General features: G+C 71.8%; 16 protein-coding genes and 1 pseudogene. 12 read left to right on the forward strand and 5 right to left on the reverse strand.

The genetic code is table 11. The features are described from left to right. Window positions 1-12 precede the first annotated feature (12 nt). Complete coding sequence (gene nudC, locus BLV72_RS22835) at window positions 13-948, forward strand: NAD(+) diphosphatase (protein WP_167746389.1); 936 nt, start codon at window positions 13-15, stop codon at window positions 946-948. A 1-nt stretch (window position 949) separates the two neighbouring features. On the opposite strand, the gene BLV72_RS22840 is transcribed toward nudC, so the two are convergent. Beyond that, on the reverse strand, window positions 950-1,192 hold the full coding sequence (locus tag BLV72_RS22840; RefSeq protein WP_020868579.1) for a mycoredoxin: 243 nt from the start codon (window positions 1,190-1,192) through the stop codon (window positions 950-952). 147 nt (window positions 1,193-1,339) lie between these two features. Between BLV72_RS22840 and BLV72_RS22845 the strand changes: the two genes are divergently transcribed. The 4 genes from BLV72_RS22845 (at window position 1,340) to BLV72_RS22860 (ending at window position 4,830) form a co-directional block, all read left to right on the forward strand. Next, window positions 1,340-3,637 (forward strand): ATP-dependent DNA helicase UvrD2, encoded by a 2,298-nt coding sequence (locus BLV72_RS22845; RefSeq protein WP_425288387.1) that lies wholly within the window; start codon window positions 1,340-1,342, stop codon window positions 3,635-3,637. 140 nt (window positions 3,638-3,777) lie between these two features. Beyond that, the gene (locus BLV72_RS22850; protein ID WP_093464523.1) at window positions 3,778-4,044 is read left to right on the forward strand and encodes a hypothetical protein; all 267 of its coding nucleotides are present in this window, start codon (window positions 3,778-3,780) and stop codon (window positions 4,042-4,044) included. Window positions 4,045-4,159: 115 nt separating this feature from the next. Next, the gene (locus BLV72_RS22855) at window positions 4,160-4,522 is read left to right on the forward strand and encodes a WhiB family transcriptional regulator (RefSeq protein WP_093464525.1); all 363 of its coding nucleotides are present in this window, start codon (window positions 4,160-4,162) and stop codon (window positions 4,520-4,522) included. Then, window positions 4,519-4,830, forward strand: a complete 312-nt coding sequence (locus BLV72_RS22860) for a hypothetical protein (protein ID WP_093464526.1) — start codon at window positions 4,519-4,521, stop codon at window positions 4,828-4,830. The genes BLV72_RS22855 and BLV72_RS22860 overlap by 4 nt, the downstream gene beginning before the upstream one ends. 185 nt (window positions 4,831-5,015) lie before the next feature. Here BLV72_RS22860 and BLV72_RS22865 read toward each other — a convergent pair whose 3' ends face one another. Both BLV72_RS22865 and BLV72_RS22870 read right to left on the reverse strand, forming a co-directional pair. Further along, the gene (locus BLV72_RS22865; protein WP_093464527.1) at window positions 5,016-6,593 is read right to left on the reverse strand and encodes an ABC1 kinase family protein; all 1,578 of its coding nucleotides are present in this window, start codon (window positions 6,591-6,593) and stop codon (window positions 5,016-5,018) included. Between the two features lie 75 nt (window positions 6,594-6,668). Continuing rightward, window positions 6,669-7,807 (reverse strand): annotated as a pseudogene (locus BLV72_RS22870) (ThiF family adenylyltransferase). A gap of 279 nt (window positions 7,808-8,086) precedes the next feature. Between BLV72_RS22870 and BLV72_RS22875 the strand changes: the two are divergent. The 4 genes from BLV72_RS22875 (at window position 8,087) to BLV72_RS22890 (ending at window position 12,097) form a co-directional block, all read left to right on the forward strand. Continuing rightward, window positions 8,087-8,713, forward strand: coding sequence for a M48 metallopeptidase family protein (locus BLV72_RS22875; protein ID WP_093464528.1), 627 nt, complete (start codon window positions 8,087-8,089; stop codon window positions 8,711-8,713). A 147-nt stretch (window positions 8,714-8,860) separates the two neighbouring features. Further along, window positions 8,861-10,627 (forward strand): TerD family protein, encoded by a 1,767-nt coding sequence (locus BLV72_RS22880; protein WP_093464529.1) that lies wholly within the window; start codon window positions 8,861-8,863, stop codon window positions 10,625-10,627. Between the two features lie 11 nt (window positions 10,628-10,638). Continuing rightward, a complete protein-coding gene (locus tag BLV72_RS22885) occupies window positions 10,639-11,322 on the forward strand; it encodes an AIM24 family protein (RefSeq protein WP_093464531.1) in 684 nt (227 codons plus the stop codon). Window positions 11,323-11,338: 16 nt separating this feature from the next. Next, window positions 11,339-12,097 carry an AIM24 family protein gene (locus BLV72_RS22890; protein WP_093464532.1) on the forward strand — a complete coding sequence of 253 codons (759 nt, stop codon included), beginning with the start codon at window positions 11,339-11,341 and terminating at the stop codon, window positions 12,095-12,097. Between the two features lie 61 nt (window positions 12,098-12,158). Here BLV72_RS22890 and BLV72_RS22895 read toward each other — a convergent pair whose 3' ends face one another. Further along, window positions 12,159-12,686, reverse strand: a complete 528-nt coding sequence (locus BLV72_RS22895) for an NUDIX hydrolase (RefSeq protein ID WP_093464533.1) — start codon at window positions 12,684-12,686, stop codon at window positions 12,159-12,161. Continuing rightward, on the reverse strand, window positions 12,683-14,167 hold the full coding sequence (locus tag BLV72_RS22900) for a zinc-dependent metalloprotease (protein ID WP_093464535.1): 1,485 nt from the start codon (window positions 14,165-14,167) through the stop codon (window positions 12,683-12,685). The genes BLV72_RS22895 and BLV72_RS22900 overlap by 4 nt, the downstream gene beginning before the upstream one ends. Window positions 14,168-14,359: 192 nt before the next feature. Between BLV72_RS22900 and BLV72_RS22905 the strand changes: the two genes are divergently transcribed. The 3 genes from BLV72_RS22905 (at window position 14,360) to BLV72_RS22920 (ending at window position 17,618) form a co-directional block, all read left to right on the forward strand. Continuing rightward, a complete protein-coding gene (locus tag BLV72_RS22905) occupies window positions 14,360-15,469 on the forward strand; it encodes an NAD-dependent epimerase/dehydratase family protein (protein ID WP_093464536.1) in 1,110 nt (369 codons plus the stop codon). A gap of 110 nt (window positions 15,470-15,579) precedes the next feature. Further along, window positions 15,580-16,038 carry a molybdenum cofactor biosynthesis protein MoaE gene (locus BLV72_RS22910; protein ID WP_093470487.1) on the forward strand — a complete coding sequence of 153 codons (459 nt, stop codon included), beginning with the start codon at window positions 15,580-15,582 and terminating at the stop codon, window positions 16,036-16,038. Between the two features lie 485 nt (window positions 16,039-16,523). Further along, complete coding sequence (locus BLV72_RS22920) at window positions 16,524-17,618, forward strand: YlbL family protein (protein WP_093464539.1); 1,095 nt, start codon at window positions 16,524-16,526, stop codon at window positions 17,616-17,618. The last annotated feature ends 1 nt before the right edge of the window (window position 17,619 follow it).

The following is a 17,619-nucleotide window of genomic DNA, read 5'->3' on the forward strand; positions in this document are numbered from 1 at the left end:
TTGGAAGCAACCGTGACCACCTGGACCGACCACGCCACCGACCGGCCGATCACGCTCGCTGCCTCGAGCGGCATCGACCGCTCCGCGCATCACCGCCTGGACGAGGCGTGGCTGGCGGCGGCGTGGAGCCACCCGACGACGCGTGTCTTCGTGGTCTCCGGCGGCCAGGCCCTGGTCGACGATGCCCCGGACGGCCGCACCGAACTCGTCATGACCCCGTCCTTCGAGGCCCCGCCCACCGAGACCCACCGCTACTTCCTGGGTACCGACGAGGAGGGCGTGCGCTACTTCGCGCTGCAGAAGGACTCCCTGCCGGGGCGGATGGACCAGTCGGCACGCCCCGCCGGGCTGCGCGAGGCGGGCGCGCTGCTGTCCGAGCGCGACGCGGGGCTGCTGGTGCACGCGGTCGCGCTGGAGAACTGGCAGCGGCTGCACCGCTTCTGCTCACGCTGCGGTGAGCGCACGATGATCGCGGCGGCGGGCCATATCCGCCGCTGCCCCGCGTGCGGGGCCGAGCACTACCCGCGGACCGACCCTGCCGTGATCATGCTGGTGCGGGACGAGCAGGACCGTGCGCTGCTGGGGCGCCAAGTGCACTGGCCGGAGGGGCGCTTCTCGACGCTGGCGGGCTTCGTGGAGCCGGGCGAGTCGATCGAGCAGGCCGTGGTCCGCGAGGTGGCGGAAGAGGCGGGCGTCACGGTCGGCGAGGTCGAGTACGTGGCCAGCCAGCCGTGGCCCTTCCCGTCCAGCCTGATGCTCGGCTTCATGGCGCAGGCCACATCCTCCCTGATCCAGGTGGACGGGGAGGAGATCCACGAGGCGCGCTGGTTCTCCCGGGACGACCTGCGGGCCGCGATCGAGTCCGGGGAGGTCCTGCCTCCGTCCGGTATCTCGATCGCGGCCCGGCTGATCGAGCTCTGGTACGGCGAGCCGCTGCCGCGGGGCTGACTCAGACGCCGACCTTGGCCTTGACCTGCGCCAGGGACGGATTGGTCAGGGTCGACCCATCGGGGAAGAGAACGGTCGGCACGGTCTGGTTGCCACCGTTCGCCTTCTCGACGAAGGCCGCGGACTCCGGGTCCTGCTCGATGTTGATCTCGGTGTAGGCGATGCCCTCGCGGTCCATCTGCCCCTTCAGGCGTCGGCAGTAGCCGCACCAGGTGGTGCTGTACATCGTCACAGTGCCGGACATCGGTCTTCGCTCTCCTCGGGGTCGTGGTGGGTGGGCAGAAGGTGAACGCTCACCTTCCGCCGGTCATTCCCGGATTCATATGACCGGAAGGCCATGGCTGTGGACAACCGGCATCGGGCGCCTCAGGGGACCTGGCAGCATGGCGGGGTGACTGCAGCAACGTCCTCCACTCTGTTCCCGCAGGGCTCCGCACCGGGTGCCTACGCGGCCACGCCGCGTGACGCCGACGCGGTGCTCGACGGACTCGACCCCGAGCAGCGCGAGGTGGCGACGTCCCTGCACGGCGCGGTATGCGTGCTGGCCGGAGCCGGCACCGGCAAGACCCGCGCCATCACCCACCGGATCGCCTATGGGGTGCGCGCGGGCATGCTCCAGCCCGCCAGCGTGCTGGCCGTCACCTTCACCAACCGGGCGGCGGGGGAGATGCGCGGCCGGCTGCGGCAGCTCGGCGCGGGCGGGGTGCAGGCGCGCACGTTCCACTCGGCGGCCCTGCGCCAGCTGCAGTATTTCTGGCCCAAGGCGGTCGGCGGTGAGGTGCCGCGGCTGGTCGAGCGCAAGGTGCAGCTCGTGGCCGAGGCCGCCGCGCGGTGCCGGGTCCGGCTGGACCGCAATGAGCTGCGGGACGTGACCGGCGAGATCGAATGGTCGAAGGTCACCCAGACCGTCCCCGAGGACTATCCGGCCGTGGCCGCCAAATCCGGTCGGGAGGCCCCCCGCGACGCCGCCGAGATCGGCCGGATCTACGCCACATATGAGCAGTTGAAGCGCGACCGCGGCGTCATCGACTTCGAGGATGTGCTGCTCCTCACGGTCGGTGTGCTCCAGGAGCGGCACGACATCGCCGATCAGGTGCGCCGTCAGTACCAGCACTTCGTGGTCGACGAGTACCAGGACGTCAGCCCGCTGCAGCAGCGGCTGCTGGAGCTGTGGCTGGGCGACCGGGACAGCCTGTGCGTGGTCGGCGACGCCAGCCAGACCATCTACTCCTTCACCGGCGCCACCCCCGACCATCTGCTGAACTTCCGCACCCGCCACCCCGGGGCCACGGTGGTCAAGCTGATCCGGGACTACCGCTCCACCCCCCAGGTGGTCCACCTGGCCAACGGGCTGCTCTCCCAGGCCCGCGGCCGGGCCGCCGAGCACCGGCTGGAGCTGGTCTCCCAGCGGGAGGCGGGCCCCGACCCGGTCTACGCCGCCTATGCGGACGAGCCGGCCGAGGCCGAGGGCACCGCCCGCCGGATCCGTGAGCTGATCACCCCGGTCGAGCAGGGGGGCGGCGGCGTCCCGGCGAGCCAGATCGCGGTCCTCTACCGGGTCAACGCCCAGTCGGAGCTCTATGAGCAGGCGCTGGCCGATGCCCAGGTGCCCTATCAGCTGCGCGGCGCCGAGCGGTTCTTCGAGCGGCCCGAGGTGCGCGAGGCGGGGCTGCTGCTGCGCGGGGCGGCCCGCGGGAAAAGTGCCGACCCGGCGCTGGTGGATGCCGACATCCCGTCCCAGGTGCGGGCCGTGCTGGGCACCCGTGGCTGGACGCCCGAGCCCCCGGCGGGATCGGGCGCGGTGCGCGACCGCTGGGAGTCCCTGGCCGCCCTGGTGCGGCTCGCCGACGACTTCGCGGGCAGCCGCCCCGGGGCCACGCTCTCCGATCTGGTGGCGGAGCTCGACGAGCGGGCGGCGGCACAGCACGCCCCGACCGTCGAGGGTGTGACCCTCGCCTCACTCCACGCGGCCAAGGGCCTCGAATGGGACGCCGTCTTCCTGGTCGGTCTCACCGAGGGGATGGTGCCGATCACCTACGCCAAGACGGACGAGCAGATCGAGGAGGAGCGCCGGCTGCTCTATGTGGGGGTCACCCGTGCCCGTCACCATCTGACGCTGTCCTGGGCACTCTCGCGGGCTCCGGGCGGCCGGGCCTCCCGCCGCCCCACCCGCTTTCTCAACGGGCTGCGACCCGGCTCCCAGGCCGTGGGCGCCCGCAGCCTCGGCGGGGCCGGCGGGATCGAGCGCGGGACGGCGGCCCCGGGCGGCGGGGGCGCCGCGGTGCGCAGGCGGCGCGGTCCGGTCCACTGCCGGGTGTGCGGCCGGGCGCTGACCGACGCGGGCGAGATGAAGCTGATGCGCTGCGAGGGCTGCCCGTCCGAGCTGGACGAGGCGGTCCATGAGCGGTTGCGCGACTGGCGGGCGGAGCAGGCGGGGCTGCTGGGGCAGCCGGCCTACTGCGTCTTCACCGACAAGACACTGCTCGCGATCGCCGAGGCCGTTCCGGAGACCGCATCGGAGCTCGCCCGCATCGCCGGTGTCGGACGGCGCAAGCTCGACCGGTTCGGAGCCGACGTCCTCGCGCTGTGCGCGGGGCGGGAACTGCCCTCGGCGGTCGACGGCGAGGGCGACGACGGTGCCGGGGGAAGCCATTCGGGTGACCCTTGGCAAAACTCGACGGAAAAATAGTTTGCGCGCGCGGAGGCCATACCCATAGCCTTCCGAGCACGGAGACAACGGCCCTTCCAGGAGCCAAGGATTCCGTGTTGTACTGAACACCCGGACTGGTTTCGATCGGTCCCTGAGACGCCGAGAGGAGGCGAAGACTAATGATCAGCTTCATCAACACCATCAAAAAGGCCGATCGATCGGTCGTCGCCACCTGCCTGCTCGGCTCCGCGCTTCCTGGCACCGGTATGCCCGGCGTCAATGAGGCGCGCCTCAGTGAGCGACCGATCCAGGCACCTGCGGTAGCGGCAGTGGCACAGGCAATGGCCTATGCCTTTGTGGCCAATGGTGCCGAATCCCGGACGCAGCAGCAGCACCACAAGACGTGGGCCTTCCGCAGGCTCGAACCCTGGAGTTATCCAGCCTGATCCAGGATCAGGTCGGCACCTTCCAGGGCCGCGGAACCCACACCGGGATCCGCGGCCCTTTTGATTTGCCAGAGCCCGGCCACCAGCCGGACCGAAGAGACGAGGACCACACACCGTGCAACTCAACGCACACGCCCCGTCCGCATCGACCGACCTGAACCCACCGCCTGACTCCTCGGAGGACCCCTTGACCCCGCTCACCGCCCTCACCGAACTCGATGAGGCCATCGAGAACCTGGGTGTAGCCGTTCCGTGCCGTTCGTACGACCCGGAGGTCTTCTTCGCCGAGTCCCCGGCCGACGTCGAGTACGCGAAGTCGCTGTGCCAGACCTGCCCGCTGCGTGAGGCCTGCCTCGCCGGTGCCAAGGACCGCCGTGAGCCCTGGGGCGTCTGGGGCGGCGAGCTCTTCGTCCAGGGCGTGGTGGTGGCCCGCAAGCGGCCGCGTGGCCGTCCGCGTAAGAACCCGGTTGCGGCATGAGCACCAACGGCACCATCGATCGCCCAGCGACGCACGACCCCATGAAGCAGGTCCCGACGATGACCCCACCGGTCTCCGACACCCCGGCACCAGAAACCTCCGGCGCGCCCGAGTCGCGCCAGAACAGGAACCGAGAGATGCAACTCATCCAAGAAGCCCTGGCGCGTGCGCATATGCACGACCGGCTGCAGGAGGCCGAGTCCGAACGGCCCGCCGCTCGGCTCGCCGCCGCGCGCCGGATGCAGCGCCGCGCGGAGCGAGCCTCGCTCCGCGCCCGCCGTGCCCTGGCCATCGCGGTCATGCAGTGACCACCAGGTGCGGCACCGACCAGAGTCGGGGCTGACATCACCACACACTGACGGGTCATACGCCGACCCGTCGCGTGACCACAGAGGGCCGGTCCGATCGGACCGGCCCTCTGGCTACCCCGAAGCGCCCGCGCTCCGGGGCGACGCCACCCGGCGGCAGAGACCCGGCCGGGCGGCGCGCGTGCTCAGGCCGAGGTCTCCGCGGCCTTGGACTTCTCCTCGGCGCCTTGCGCGGCTTCGGCGGCCGCTTCCCGGGTCCCGGCGCCTTCTTCGGCCTTGGCGGCTTCCCCGGTTCCGGCGGCCTCTCCGGCTTCGGTGGCCTCTTCGGTTCCGGCGTCTACTTCGGCCTCGGAACCTTCTCCGGTTCCGGCGCCCTCTTCGGCTTTGGCTTCGGCGCCTTCTTCGACGCCGTCCTCGGGCTCCAGCCCCTCGGCGAAGCCGGGGACCCACGCTTCGAGTTCATCCCGCAACCGCACCGTGGCGCCCAACTGGCACAGCACCCCGATGGTGCTCAGGGTCACCCGGTGGATCAGCAGATAGGCGGGCGGCAGATTCAGCTGATTGCCCAGCTCATAGACGGGGGAGTGACGATCGGCCACCCGCGCCGCCTGGCTGCGCAGCCACTGCCGGTCGAAGACGAACGCGTCGACCTGGGCCGGTTCGAGCATCGGCAGCAGAAAGTCCAGCAGGTCGTCCGGGTCCATCTCGATCGTGGGCTTGACGAAGCCCTCCCCGCGCATCAGCTCGTAGACCCCCATGGCATCGCCCTGGAGCGCCATGCGCAGTGCGATGCCGATGGGCTCCGGAAGCCCTTCCGGGAGCCGGTTCACCGAGCCGAAGTCCAGCACCCCCAGCTTCCACCGCTCCGGCGGTCCATCCGGGACGTCACCGGTCAGCAGCCGGAAGTTCCCCGGATGCGGATCGGCGTGCAGCAGCCCGGTGCGGGACGCCCCCGAGAACAGGAAGCGGGCCAGCAACTGCCCGGCGCGGTCCCGCTGCTCCTGGGTGCCGTCGGCTATCACCTCGGAGAGCGGAATCCCCTCCATCCATTCGGTGATCAGTATCTGATCGCTCTGGTGCACCACCTCGGGCACCACGATCTCCGTGTCCTGTGCGTACTCCTCCGCATGGGCCCGCTGGGACGCCGCCTCCAGTTCGTAGTCCAGCTCCTCGGCGACCCGCTCGCGCAACTCCGCGATCAGCGGCTTGACGTCCAGCCCCGGCACCAGCGGTCCCAGCACCCGGGCGAACCGGCTCAGTTGGTTGAGGTCGGACAGCAGCGCCTCGCCCGCCCCCGGGTACTGCACCTTGACCGCCACCACGCGACCGTCGTGCCAGACCGCCCGATGCACCTGCCCGATCGAGGCGGCCGCCGCCGGCTTGTCGTCGAACTCCTGGAACAGCTCCGGCCAGTCCGGGCCCAGCCGCTCCTCCAGCGCCGTGTGGACCGTGCGGCTGGGCATGGGAGGGGCCGCTTCCTGGAGCTTGGTCAGCGCCGCCCGGTAGGGCCTGGCTATCTCCTCGGGCAGTGCCGACTCGAAGACCGACATGGCCTGCCCGAGCTTCATGGCCCCGCCCTTGAGCTCACCGAGGACCTTGAACATCTGCTCGGCGGTGCGCTGCTGTACCTCGCGCGCGACCATCTCCGCCGGCCGTCCCCCTATCCGCTTCCCGAGCCCCCACGTGGCGCGCCCCGCGAATCCCAAGGGCAGCGCCGCCAGTTTGGCGGTACGGGTGATCGCCTTGCGCGGCAGATCGGTCATGCGCCCCTCCAACTACAGCCGTGCCATCCCGGAGGGTGGCCCCCGGGCCCCCGTCGCCCACTCCACGGACGTGGGTCACCCGGACATTGTCGCGTGCGGTGCCTCTGCGGCCGAGGCATATACGGCATCCTCCTCCCCGGCCGCTCCGCAACCGCATCCGGGATGTGCTACGACCGGACGCGCCTGCCAGACGAGGGAGGGAAGCGCCAACTCCCACCGGACCCCCGCGCCACCGGAGGGGCGGCCGTCGAGGAAGGCCAGTGCCTGCACCGCGGTGAGCCCCGCCACCACCATCGCCAGCGCCGCGTCACAGGCCGGGGCGGTCCGCCGGCGCCCGGACCGCCACTGCGCGAGCATCCGCGGCCAGACGGGCTCCCGCTCGGCACGGCCCGCCGCTGCACAGCCCGCGCAGGGCGTCATGCCCGGCACCACCAGCGGCCCCACCACCCCCGTGGCCTCGATGACTCCCGCGTAGAGATGGGGTGTCCCGGCGGCGAGCAGCGGCTGGGCCGGGTCCGGATCCGGTGCGTACGCGGCGAGGCCGTCACGCGGGGCGATCACCACAAGCGCCAGACCGTGCTCTCCCGAGGGGGTCCGCTCTTCTGCGGAGGTCCGCTCCCGCGCCGACCGACGCGGCAGCGGACCGGGTGCGGTCTGTCGCACCACGCGGCGCGCGGCCACATCCCGGCGCTCCCCGATCTGATCGGCGGACAGCCCGCCGGGAGCCACATCCCAGGGCTCGACACACCCCCGTCCACCACATCGACCCGGCCGATCCCCGAGCCCGACAGCGCGGCCGCGACCGCCGCCCCGACCCGACCGGCGCCCCGCACCTGAACCCGCATCGCCCGCCGCGCGGCGAGCAGCCGTGCCGCCGCCCCGGGCTCGGGATGCAGCACCGACAGTGCCCCCGCGTCGGGCCGCAGCCGGTCCAGGGCCGCGGCGGGCTCACCGCCGTCCCTCGGCTCGTCCAGCAGACCGGCCGCCGCCAGCCGGTCCACCAGTGCGTCGGCCCGCCCCTCCGGCAGCCCGATGGCCCGGGCCTCCTGCCGCAGCAGCGGCAGACCGCGGGTGCCGTCCAGCAGCTCCAGAAAGCTGCCCGTGGCCGTGTCCACCGGCCCCATCACCACCGCATGCGCCCGGGCCACCCCGAACTGGACCGTGTCCCGGCTCCGCCAGCCGCGCCGCAGCGCGGGCTTGAGCATCGGATGCATCGCCGTCCCCCCGTTTGATGTTCTGTGCCTCTTCGTGCCTGTACTTACCTATTCATCACTTTTCGCGTCGAACTGCGTTGGGTCGCTTCCGTTGCACGCTTCCGTCGCGCCGCCCTCAGCATGCGGGTGGGCGCCCGGAGCCCGCAGAGCGTTATCCACAGGCGGTGGAATAAGTCGTACGAACACCGGTCGTACAAGCCGTGCACACCGTGGAGTGGTTCGGTCCGCAACAAGGTGCGGGGCGGGACTTCCCCCGCGGCCACCGGGTAACGTCGGGGCGTGCCCGCCGATCCGTCCTCTCGCACCGCGGGGGAGAACCCCCGCAGCGCCGCGAGCGCACCGCGCACCGTCCCGAGCCCGCAGAGCCGAGGCTCGGGCGCGAGCGCGGTCGAGGTCCGCAGGAGCACCCGGCGGCGCAGGACGGTCTCCGCCTATCGCGAGGGCGACCGCACCGTCGTCCTCATCCCCGCCCGGATGTCCGAGGCGGAGGAGCAGCGCTGGGTGAGCGTCATGCTGGACAAGCTGGCCGCGCAGGAGAGCAAGCGGATGCTGGGCGACGCGGAGCTGGCCGCCCGCGCCGAGCTGCTCTCCGGCCAGTACCTGGGCGGGCGGGCCCGGCCCGCCACCGTCCGCTGGGTCACCAACCAGAACACCCGCTGGGGGTCGTGCACCCCCGCCGAGGGCAGCATCCGGCTCTCGCACCGGCTCCAGGGCATGCCGGAGTACGTCGTGGACTATGTGCTCCTCCACGAGCTGGCCCATCTGCTGGTGCCGGGCCACGGGCGGCGTTTCTGGCAGCTCCTGGAGGCGTATCCGCGGACCGAGCGGGCGCGGGGCTATCTCGAAGGAGTGGTCGCCGCCGGGCGGTTGCCGCACCTCACCGGGCCCGGGGACGACCAGCCGTAGGGGATGACGCGCGTGCCGTAACGGAACCGCTCCCGTGCCGTAACGGAACCAGACCCGTGCTCCTTGGCGTCGCTCATAGTCGGCGGCAGCGGCTAGCCTGGCGCGCAATGCACTCACCGGTACGTCGATGGGGGACGGTCCTAACGTATGGCCAGGGAATTCCAGCGCGGCCACAAGGCCAGGATCAGTGATCTGACGGCCGGGAGGGATCTGTACGTCGGGGTGCAGATCGCCGGGCCCGGTCTGACGTTCGACATCAGCTGCTTCGGGCTCGACGCGGACGAGCGGCTGTCGGACGACCGCTACTTCATCTTCTTCAACCAGCCGAAGTCCCCTGAAGAAGCGATACAGCAACTCGGGGCGCAGGCCGGTGACACGGATTCGTTCCGCGTCACGCTCGACAGCATCCCCTCCACCATCCACAAGCTCTCCTTCACCGCGACCCTCGACGGCGCGGGGCAGATGTCGCAGATCGGCCCGGGCTATATCCGGATCGTCGCGGGCGGCGAGGAGGTGGCCCGGTATTCCTTCACCGGTTCGGAGTTCAGCACCGAACGCGCGGTGATGCTGGGCGACTTCTACCTCAAGGACGTCTGGCGGTTCGCCGCCGTCGGACAGGGCTTCGACGGGGGACTGGACGCGCTGCTCAAGAACTTCGGCGGTGAGGTGGCCGAGGAGGAGCCCGCCCCCGCGCCCGCCCAGGGCGCCGCGCCCGGTTTCGCACCGCCCGGCCAGGCGGCCCCCGCCCCGGGCTTCGCACCCCCGGCCGCGACCGCTGCCCCGGCCGCCCCGGCGCCGCCCGCGCCACAGCCCGCCCCCGCGTTCGGCGCTCCCCAGGGAACGCCTCCCCAGGGAACGCCGCCTCAGGGGATGCCGCCCCAAGGGGTGCCCGCCCCGGGTACGCCCCCGCAGGGAACGCCCCAGGGCACGCCGCCTCAGGGCGTTCAGCCGCCCGCCGTCGGCACCCCGCAGATGCACGGCGCCCCGACGATCGCCGCACCCATCGCGCCGACCGGCCCCGGCCAGGTGCCCCCGCCCGGCCAGGTGCCGCCGCCCCCACCGCCGGGCCAGTTCCCGGGCCAGCAGGCCCCCTTCGGGCAGCCGCCGGGCCAGACCCCGCCCGCCCCCGCGCCGTACGGCCAGCCGCCCGCCCAGCCGTACCCCGGCCAGGCCGGTCAGCCCGGTCAGTCGGGCCAGCCCGCTCCTTACGGTCAGCCGCAGGCCATGGGCGTCCCCCAAGGCGCCGGTGGCGCGCCCGGGCTCCAGGCCGCGCTCGCGCAGTACCGCGAGGCGCCCACCGGCCAGCGCTGGACGCCGCAGAACCCTCGGCTGATGCGGGTCGACCTCGGCGTCGGCGGGCAGCCCGTGCTCGCCCGCCAGGGCACGATGGTGCTCTACCAGGGCAAGGTCGACTTCAGCTACAAGGGCGCCGGCTTCCGCGGCCGGATCGTCGGCAACGCGACCGGCCAGGAGATGCAGCTCATGCGCTGCACCGGCCAGGGCCAGGTCTTCCTCGCCGAGAACGCCGCCGAACTCCATCCGATCGAGCTCCAGGGCGACGCCATCTGTGTCGCCGCCGAGAACGTGCTCGCCTTCGACGAGTCGCTGCACCACGAGGTGCGCCGGATCGAGGGCCATGGCATCCCCGGCGGTGCGCTGTTCACCATGCAGTTCCAGGGCACCGGCACCGTCGTGGTGAAGACCGAGGGCACCCCGGTCGTCCTCCCCGTCACGCCGACCACCTTCGCCGACAGCAACGCCATCGTGGCGTGGTCCGCCGGATCCCAGGTGATCATCTCCAGCCAGGTGCGGCTGCGCCGCAGCGCCTACCCCGGCCACAGCGGGGAGACCGTGAACCTCCAGTTCCGTGGCGCGCCCGGCAACTTCATCGTCGTCCAGCCCTACGAGGTCTGAAGGAGCCCGTCATGGACCAGCAAATGATCTCGGGCTTCGCACCCGCCCCGGTCGCCGCCCGGATGGAGAACCACGGCGCCAGCATGCTCAAGGTCGCCATGCAGAGCGGCCAGGACCTCTTCGCCCGCACCGGCTCGATGGTGGCCTACGAGGGCTTCGTCCAGTACGAGCCCAACCCGCCCGCGGTACGTCAGATGGCCTCCCAGTGGCTGACCGGCGAGGGCGCCCCGCTGATGCGGTGCAGCGGCGACGGGCTGCTCTACCTCGCCGACTACGGGGCCAACGTCGTCTGCATCAACCTCAACGGGGACGCGCTGTCGGTCAACGGCACCAACCTCCTCGCCTTCGACGCGCACCTGCGGTGGGGCGTCGAACGGGTCAAGGGCATCGCCAAGTTCGCCGGGCAGGGCCTGTTCAACGTGGGCGTCTCCGGCACCGGCTGGGTCGCCCTGACCTCCCGCGGCACCCCCATCGTGGTCGACTGCGGCCGCGGTGAGGACGAGACCTATGTGGACCCGGACGCACTCGTGGCCTGGTCCTCGGGGCTCAAGGTGAAGGGCAAGCGCAGCTTCAAGGCGTCGTCCCTGATCGGCCGGGGCAGCGGCGAGGCATATCAGCTCGGCTTCTCCGGGCAGGGCTTCGTCGTCGTACAGCCCAGTGAGGACAGCACCGACCGGCTCCGGGCCCGGGGCTGAGGGGGAGGGACACCAGATGCAGAGCCCGCTTTTCGCCTTCACCGAGGCCCAGACGCAGGACCGCTACGCGCTGCAGAACCCGCAGCTCCTGCGGGTCGCCCTGAGCGGCCATGAGGATGTGCTCGCCCGTAAGGGCAGCATGGTCGCCTATCAGGGGCTCATCGAGTTCGACGGCGAGTACCAGACGCCGGGGCAGCGCATGACCCGCAGCCGCGCCGGTGAGGGCCTGGACCTGATGCGCTGCTCCGGGCAGGGCACGGTCTACCTGGCCAACCTCGCCCAGCACATCCATGTGATGGACGTGGACCACGACGGGCTGACCGTCGACAGCTCCTATGTGCTCGCACTCGACTCCACGCTGCACTGGGAGACGATCGCGGTGGACAGCCAGTACGGGATCTCCGGCTCCGGCAAGTACAACCTCAACATCTCCGGCCAGGGCAAGGTCGCGCTGATGACCTCGGGGCAGCCGCTGCTGCTCCAGGTCACCCCCGACAAGTACGTCAACGTCGACGCGGACGCCATCGTCGCCTGGTCCAGCTCGCTGCGGGTCCAGATGCAGGCCCAGACGCACTCCTCGGGCGTCTGGCGGCGGCGCGGCAACACCGGCGAGGGATGGGAGCTCAGCTTCCTCGGCCAGGGCTACGCGCTGGTGCAGCCCAGTGAGCTGCTCCCGCCGCAGAACGCGGTGGTCGGGGGCGGCATGGCCGCGCAGTTCGGCATGGGCCAGCAGGGCGCCCGCGGTCAGAACCAGGGCAACATCTTCAGCAACTGACCGAGGTCACGCTGATGGAGCACGGCGGCCGCGGACGCCCGGTTCGCGGCCGCCGCGCTCCTCAGAGCAGCGCGCGGGTGCGCGTCACCAGGTGCCGCACCGACTCATCGGCCACGTCCGCCACCTCGTCGTAGCCGAACCAGCGCAGATCCAGTGATTCATCGCTGATCGCCGCCACCGCGCCCCGGGGCGCGACCGCCGCGTACTGGACGTCCAGATGCCAGGCACAGGGAGTGTGGTGCCGGTCGAGCCGCACCGGGCCGCCCGGCAGCAGCGTCAGCCCCTCGATCCCGGACTCCTCGGTGGCCTCGCGCAGCGCCGCGCCCGCGAGCGTGGCGTCGTCCGGCTCGCAGTGGCCGCCCATCTGCAGCCACATCCGCAGCTTCCGGTGCAGGGTGAGCAGCACGCGCTCCCGCTCCGGGTCGACCACCAGCGCGCTCGCCGTGATGTGGCCGTCCCCGCACGCCTTCCACATGCCGTTCGGATACGCGGCCAGATGGTCGCCGTAATGCTGCCGCAGCCGCTCCTGGGCGGCATCGGGCGCGGGCCACTCGGTGAGCACCCGCGCCGCGTCCTGGTGCAAACTCACTTCTCGCCGTCGCCCCGGTCGTCGTCCTCGCTGCCCTCGCTGTCCTTACGCAGGTCGGGACGGTCGGGGTCGTCCTTGCGGAGGTCGGGGCGCTCGGGGCCGTCCTTACGGTCCTCACCGCCCGCCGCCTCGCCGAGCATCTTGTCCAGCTCGGAGAAGTCGAGCTGCTCGCCGTGGACGAAGCCGTCCGGGTCGTCGAGGTCCTGCGCCGTCGGCAGCATGTCCGGGTGCGCCCACAGCCCGTCGCGCCCCTCCAGGCCCCGGGCGTCGGTCAGCGAGGCCCACAGCCGGGAGGCGTCCCGCAGCCGGCGCGGCCGCAGCTCCAGGCCGATCAGCGTGGCGAAGGTCTGCTCGGCGGGGCCGCCGCTCGCCCTCCGCCGCCGCAGCGTCTCGCGCAGGGCGTCGGCGGACGGCAGATGCGGCTTGGCGGCGGCGTGCACCACCGCGTCCACCCAGCCCTCGACCAGCGCCAGAGCGGTCTCCAGACGCGCCAGCGCGGCCTTCTGCTCGGGGGTGTCCTCGGGCTGGAACATGCCCTGCTGCAGTGCCTCCTGCAGCTGCTCGGGGTGGGTCGGGTCGAGCTGGCCGACCGCGTCCTCCAGCTTGGCGGTGTCGACCTTGATGCCGCGGGCGTACCCCTCGACCGCGCCGAAGAGGTGCGAGCGCAGCCACGGCACATGGGCGAAGAGCCGCTGGTGGGCCGCCTCGCGCAGGGCCAGATACAGCCGGACCTCTTCCTTGGGCACACCGAGGCCGGAGCCGAGCGCCGCGATGTTGACCGGCAGCAGGGCCGCCTTGCCCGCCGGGCCCAGCGGCAGCCCGATATCGGTCGAGCCGACCACCTCGCCGGCCAGTACGCCCAGCGCCTGCCCGATCTGGGTGCCGAACATGGCGCCGCCCATCGAGCGCATCATCCCGAGCAGCGGGCCGGCCATGGCCTGCATCTCCTCGGGCAGCACATCGCCCATGGCGGCGCCGACCCGCTCGGCGACCGGGTCCACCAGGTCCTTCCACACCGGCAGGGTCGCCTCGACCCATTCGGCGCGGCTCCAGGCCACGGCGCTCCCGGAGCCCGAGGGCAGCGAGGTGACGCCGTCCAGCCACAGGTCGGCCAGGCGCACGGCCTCCTGGACCGCGGCACGGTCGGCGGGGCCGACGCTCTCGTCCTTACTGCCGTCGGCGGTGCCGCGCGCCACGGTCTGGCGCGCGATGTCCTTGGCCATGTCCCAGTTCACCGGGCCGCCCTCGTAGGAGAGCATCTGCCCGAGCTGCTGGAAGGCGGCGCCCAGGTCGCCCGGATTCAGCGAACCGAACATCGCGGCGAACGGATTGTCCGCGCCGCCCGCTCCGCCGGGTCCGCCGCCGAACCCGAAGGGATTCGCGGGGCCCTGCTCGCCGCCCTGGCCGCCCTTCTTCTTGCCGTCGTCGCCGTCCTCCGGCTCCTCCGGCGGAAGGCCGAATCCGAATGGGGTGTCACTCACGGGTTTCCTCGGCTCGTTGGGCCACCGGCTCCCGGGCCGGTGGCGGATGCCCGACATCACCACCCAGCCTAGACACCTCGCCGGTTTCCGGGCTCGGTGCTTCGCTGATCGCCGCCCTGCGGCAGGATGGGCGTCACCTGGTACGTATGCGTACATGCGCTCCGTACTGAAGACAACCGCTGGAGACGCCCGGTGAGTTCCCCAGACCGAGAAGTTCGCGCTGCGCGAAACGATACGGCTCGCACCGCACGACGACCCGTCGTGGCGGTGACCGGTGCCGCCTCGGGCCCAGGTGCCCTGCTCACGCAGCGGCTCGCGGAGTCCGAAGAGGTCAAGCAGGTCCTGGCCATCGATGAACGCCGGGGTGAGGTGAGCGAGGCGCAGTGGCATGTGCTGGACGTCCGCGATCCGGCCATCGCCGAGAAGCTGCGCGGCGCGGACGTGGTGGTCCACCTCGCCGTCGACCTGGACCTGGGCACCGACTCCGCCGCCCGCACCGCCTACAACGTGCGCGGCACCCAGACCGTCCTTACGGCCGCCGCGGCGGCCGGGGTGCGCCGGGTGGTGCTGTGCACCTCCGCGATGGTCTACGGGGCGCTCCCGGACAACGCGGTGCCGCTCGCCGAGGACGCGGAGCTGCGGGCGACCGCCGAGGCCACCGGCGTCGGCGATCTCCTGGAGATCGAGCGGCTCGGGGAGCGCGCGCCCCGAGCGCATCCGGGGCTGAATGTGACCGTGGTGCGCCCGGCGATCCTGGTCGGCGGCACGGACACCGCGCTCACCCGCTACTTCGAGTCACCGCGTCTGCTGGTCGTCGCCGGATCCCGTCCCACCTGGCAGTTCTGCCATGTGGAGGACCTGGTCGGCGCGCTGGAATACGCCGCCCTGGAGAAGGTCGAGGGCGAGCTGGCGGTCGGTTGCGAGGGCTGGCTGGAGCAGGAGGAGGTCGAGGAGCTGTCCGGAATCCGGCGCATGGAGCTGCCCTCGGCGGTCGCCCTGGGCGCCGCCTCTCGGCTGCACCGGCTCGGCCTGACGCCGTCCCCGGCCGGCGATCTCGCGTACACCATGCACCCGTGGGCGATCAGCGGCAGCAGGCTGCACGCGGCGGGCTGGCGGCCGCGCTGGACCAACGAGGAGGTCCTGGCGGAGCTGCTGGAGGAGGTCTCCGGCCGCCATACGGTCGCCGGCCGGCGCCTGGGCCGTAAGGACGCCACGACGCTCGGCGCCGCGGGCGCGACCGTGGCCCTGGTGGGCACCGCGGCGATCGTGCGCCGCGCCCGTAAGGCGCGCCGCCGGGCCTGAGAGGCCTGGAGCGGGCCCGACAGGGCCTGACCCAGACGGGCCTGTATCGGAAGACGCTTTCCGGGATCCGGTATTACGTGAGGACGGGACGGTGCGGCACGATGGACGGCATGGCACATTCGTACGATCACCCCGGCGAACTCGCGGCCGCCAACCCCATCCGGCTGCTCGCCGTCCGTGACACACCCCTCTCCGTCGACGAGGTGTTCGGGGCGGTGGGCGATGCCGCGGCGGGCGGTACGGCGCTGTTCGTGGGCACCGTGCGCAACCACGACGGAGGCGCGGAGGTCGGCGCCCTCGGCTATTCCGCGCATCCGACCGCCGAGGCCGAGCTGCGCCGGGTGGCCGAGAAGGTCGTGGCCGACTTCCCGGTCCGCGCGCTGGCCGCCGTGCACCGGGTGGGCGATCTGGTGATCGGCGATCTGGCCGTGGTGGTGGCCGTCTCCTGCCCGCACCGCGCGGAGGCGTTCGCCGCGTGCCGCCGTCTGATCGACGACCTCAAGCGCGAGGTGCCGATCTGGAAGCACCAGTCCTTCGCGGATGGGACCGAAGAATGGGTGGGCGCGTAGCGCCTCGTTGAGGGGTGGTGGTCGGGTGACGGGAGGGCGGGTGGGCGCGTAGCGCCTCGTTGAGGGGTGGTGGTCGGGTGACGGGAGGGCGGTTGGGCACGGAAGGGTGTACTCCGCTTGCGTAACCCCCACCCTGCCGTGAGCGTTGACCTGGCAGAGGATTAATCTGCTCATCTGTCAGTCGCGGTCGTCGACCGCGATTTTTCCAGGGGTCGGGAGGCTGCTGTGGGTGCGCTTCTCTGGTTGCTCATTCCGCTGTTCGCGGCGATAGCCGCGGCGATATACGCGGGCATAGCCGCCCGAGCCGTAAATCGGAAGTCCGGGGGGGACGTAGCTGAGTTGGCCGGATACGCTCGCTTCCGCGAGGCGATGGAGCGCCGGCCCTCCGATTCGGACGCCGCGGCCTGACCGCGCCCCGTCCGCGCCGCCCCTCGTACGGACGGCCCCGACGGTGGACTGACGGACGGGTCCCGTACTGTCGTTCCATGCCACGCCGCACTGCGACGATGCTCGCCTCCCTTCTGATGCTGATCGCGCTGCTCTGCGCCGGAGTGCTGATTCCGGTGCCGTACGCGGAGATGTCTCCCGGGCCGACGTACAACACCCTGGGCGAGCACAACGGGGAGTGCGTGCTGCAGATCTCGGGCCGCAAGAACTGCGAGACCACGGGCGGCCATCTGAACATGACCACGGTCCGCGTCACCGGCTCCGAGTACCGGATGAACCTCGTGGAGGCCGTCTACGGCTGGCTGGCGCACGATGACGTGGTCGTGCCGCACAGCACCCTCTACCCGGACGGCAAGACCCCGGACCAGGTCGACCAGCAGAACGCCGAGGAGTTCACCCAGTCCCAGGAGTCCGCCAAGGTCGCGGCGCTGCGGGCGCTGAAGAAGCCGGTCACCGCGCATGTCATCGTCGGCGCCGTCCAGAAGGGCGCCCCGGCCCAGGGCAAGCTGCACGCGGGCGATGTGATCAAGTCGGTGGACGGCACGGCGGTGCACGAGCCCGATGACGTCGCCAAGCTGGTCACCAAGCACAAGCCGGGCCAGAAGGTGGCCTTCTCGGTCGTCCCGGCCAAGGACGTGGCCGCGGCGGAGAAGCGCGGCAAGCAGCCCACCGGTGAGGAGCGCGTCACGATCACCACCGCGAAGGCGGACCAGGGCCGCTCGCGCGCCATCGTGGGCATCCAGGCCGGGGTCGACTACACCTTCCCGTTCCGGATCGACATCAAGCTGGCGGACGTGGGCGGGCCCAGCGCGGGTCTGATGTTCGCGCTCGGGATCGTGGACCGGCTGTCGTCCGGGGATCTCACCGGCGGGAAGTACATCGCGGGCACCGGCACCATCGACGACAAGGGCACGGTCGGCCCGATCGGCGGGATCGAGATGAAGACGATCGGCGCGCGCGACGCGGGCGCCCGCTACTTCCTCACGCCCAAGGAGAACTGCGCGGCCGCCGCCAAGGACGTGCCGGGCGGGCTGCGGCTGGTCAAGGTGCACACGATCGACGACGCCCTCAAGGCGCTCGAGAAGATCCGTAAGGGGGACACCGCCGGTCTGCCGAAGTGCACGACGGGCTGAG

Source organism: Streptomyces melanosporofaciens (genome assembly GCF_900105695.1).
Classification (GTDB): Bacteria; Actinomycetota; Actinomycetes; order Streptomycetales; family Streptomycetaceae; genus Streptomyces; species Streptomyces antimycoticus.

What these genes read in the sequence shown, in the direction of transcription:
- BLV72_RS22840 (WP_020868579.1), bottom strand. Translation starts at nt 1,192, where the DNA reads ATGTCCGGCACTGTGACGATGTACAGCACCACCTGGTGCGGCTACTGC.
- BLV72_RS22850 (WP_093464523.1), top strand. Translation starts at nt 3,778, where the DNA reads ATGATCAGCTTCATCAACACCATCAAAAAGGCCGATCGATCGGTCGTC.
- BLV72_RS22860 (WP_093464526.1), top strand. Translation starts at nt 4,519, where the DNA reads ATGAGCACCAACGGCACCATCGATCGCCCAGCGACGCACGACCCCATG.
- BLV72_RS22865 (WP_093464527.1), bottom strand. Translation starts at nt 6,593, where the DNA reads ATGACCGATCTGCCGCGCAAGGCGATCACCCGTACCGCCAAACTGGCG.
- BLV72_RS22880 (WP_093464529.1), top strand. Translation starts at nt 8,861, where the DNA reads ATGGCCAGGGAATTCCAGCGCGGCCACAAGGCCAGGATCAGTGATCTG.
- BLV72_RS22885 (WP_093464531.1), top strand. Translation starts at nt 10,639, where the DNA reads ATGGACCAGCAAATGATCTCGGGCTTCGCACCCGCCCCGGTCGCCGCC.
- BLV72_RS22890 (WP_093464532.1), top strand. Translation starts at nt 11,339, where the DNA reads ATGCAGAGCCCGCTTTTCGCCTTCACCGAGGCCCAGACGCAGGACCGC.
- BLV72_RS22910 (WP_093470487.1), top strand. Translation starts at nt 15,580, where the DNA reads ATGGCACATTCGTACGATCACCCCGGCGAACTCGCGGCCGCCAACCCC.
- BLV72_RS22920 (WP_093464539.1), top strand. Translation starts at nt 16,524, where the DNA reads ATGCCACGCCGCACTGCGACGATGCTCGCCTCCCTTCTGATGCTGATC.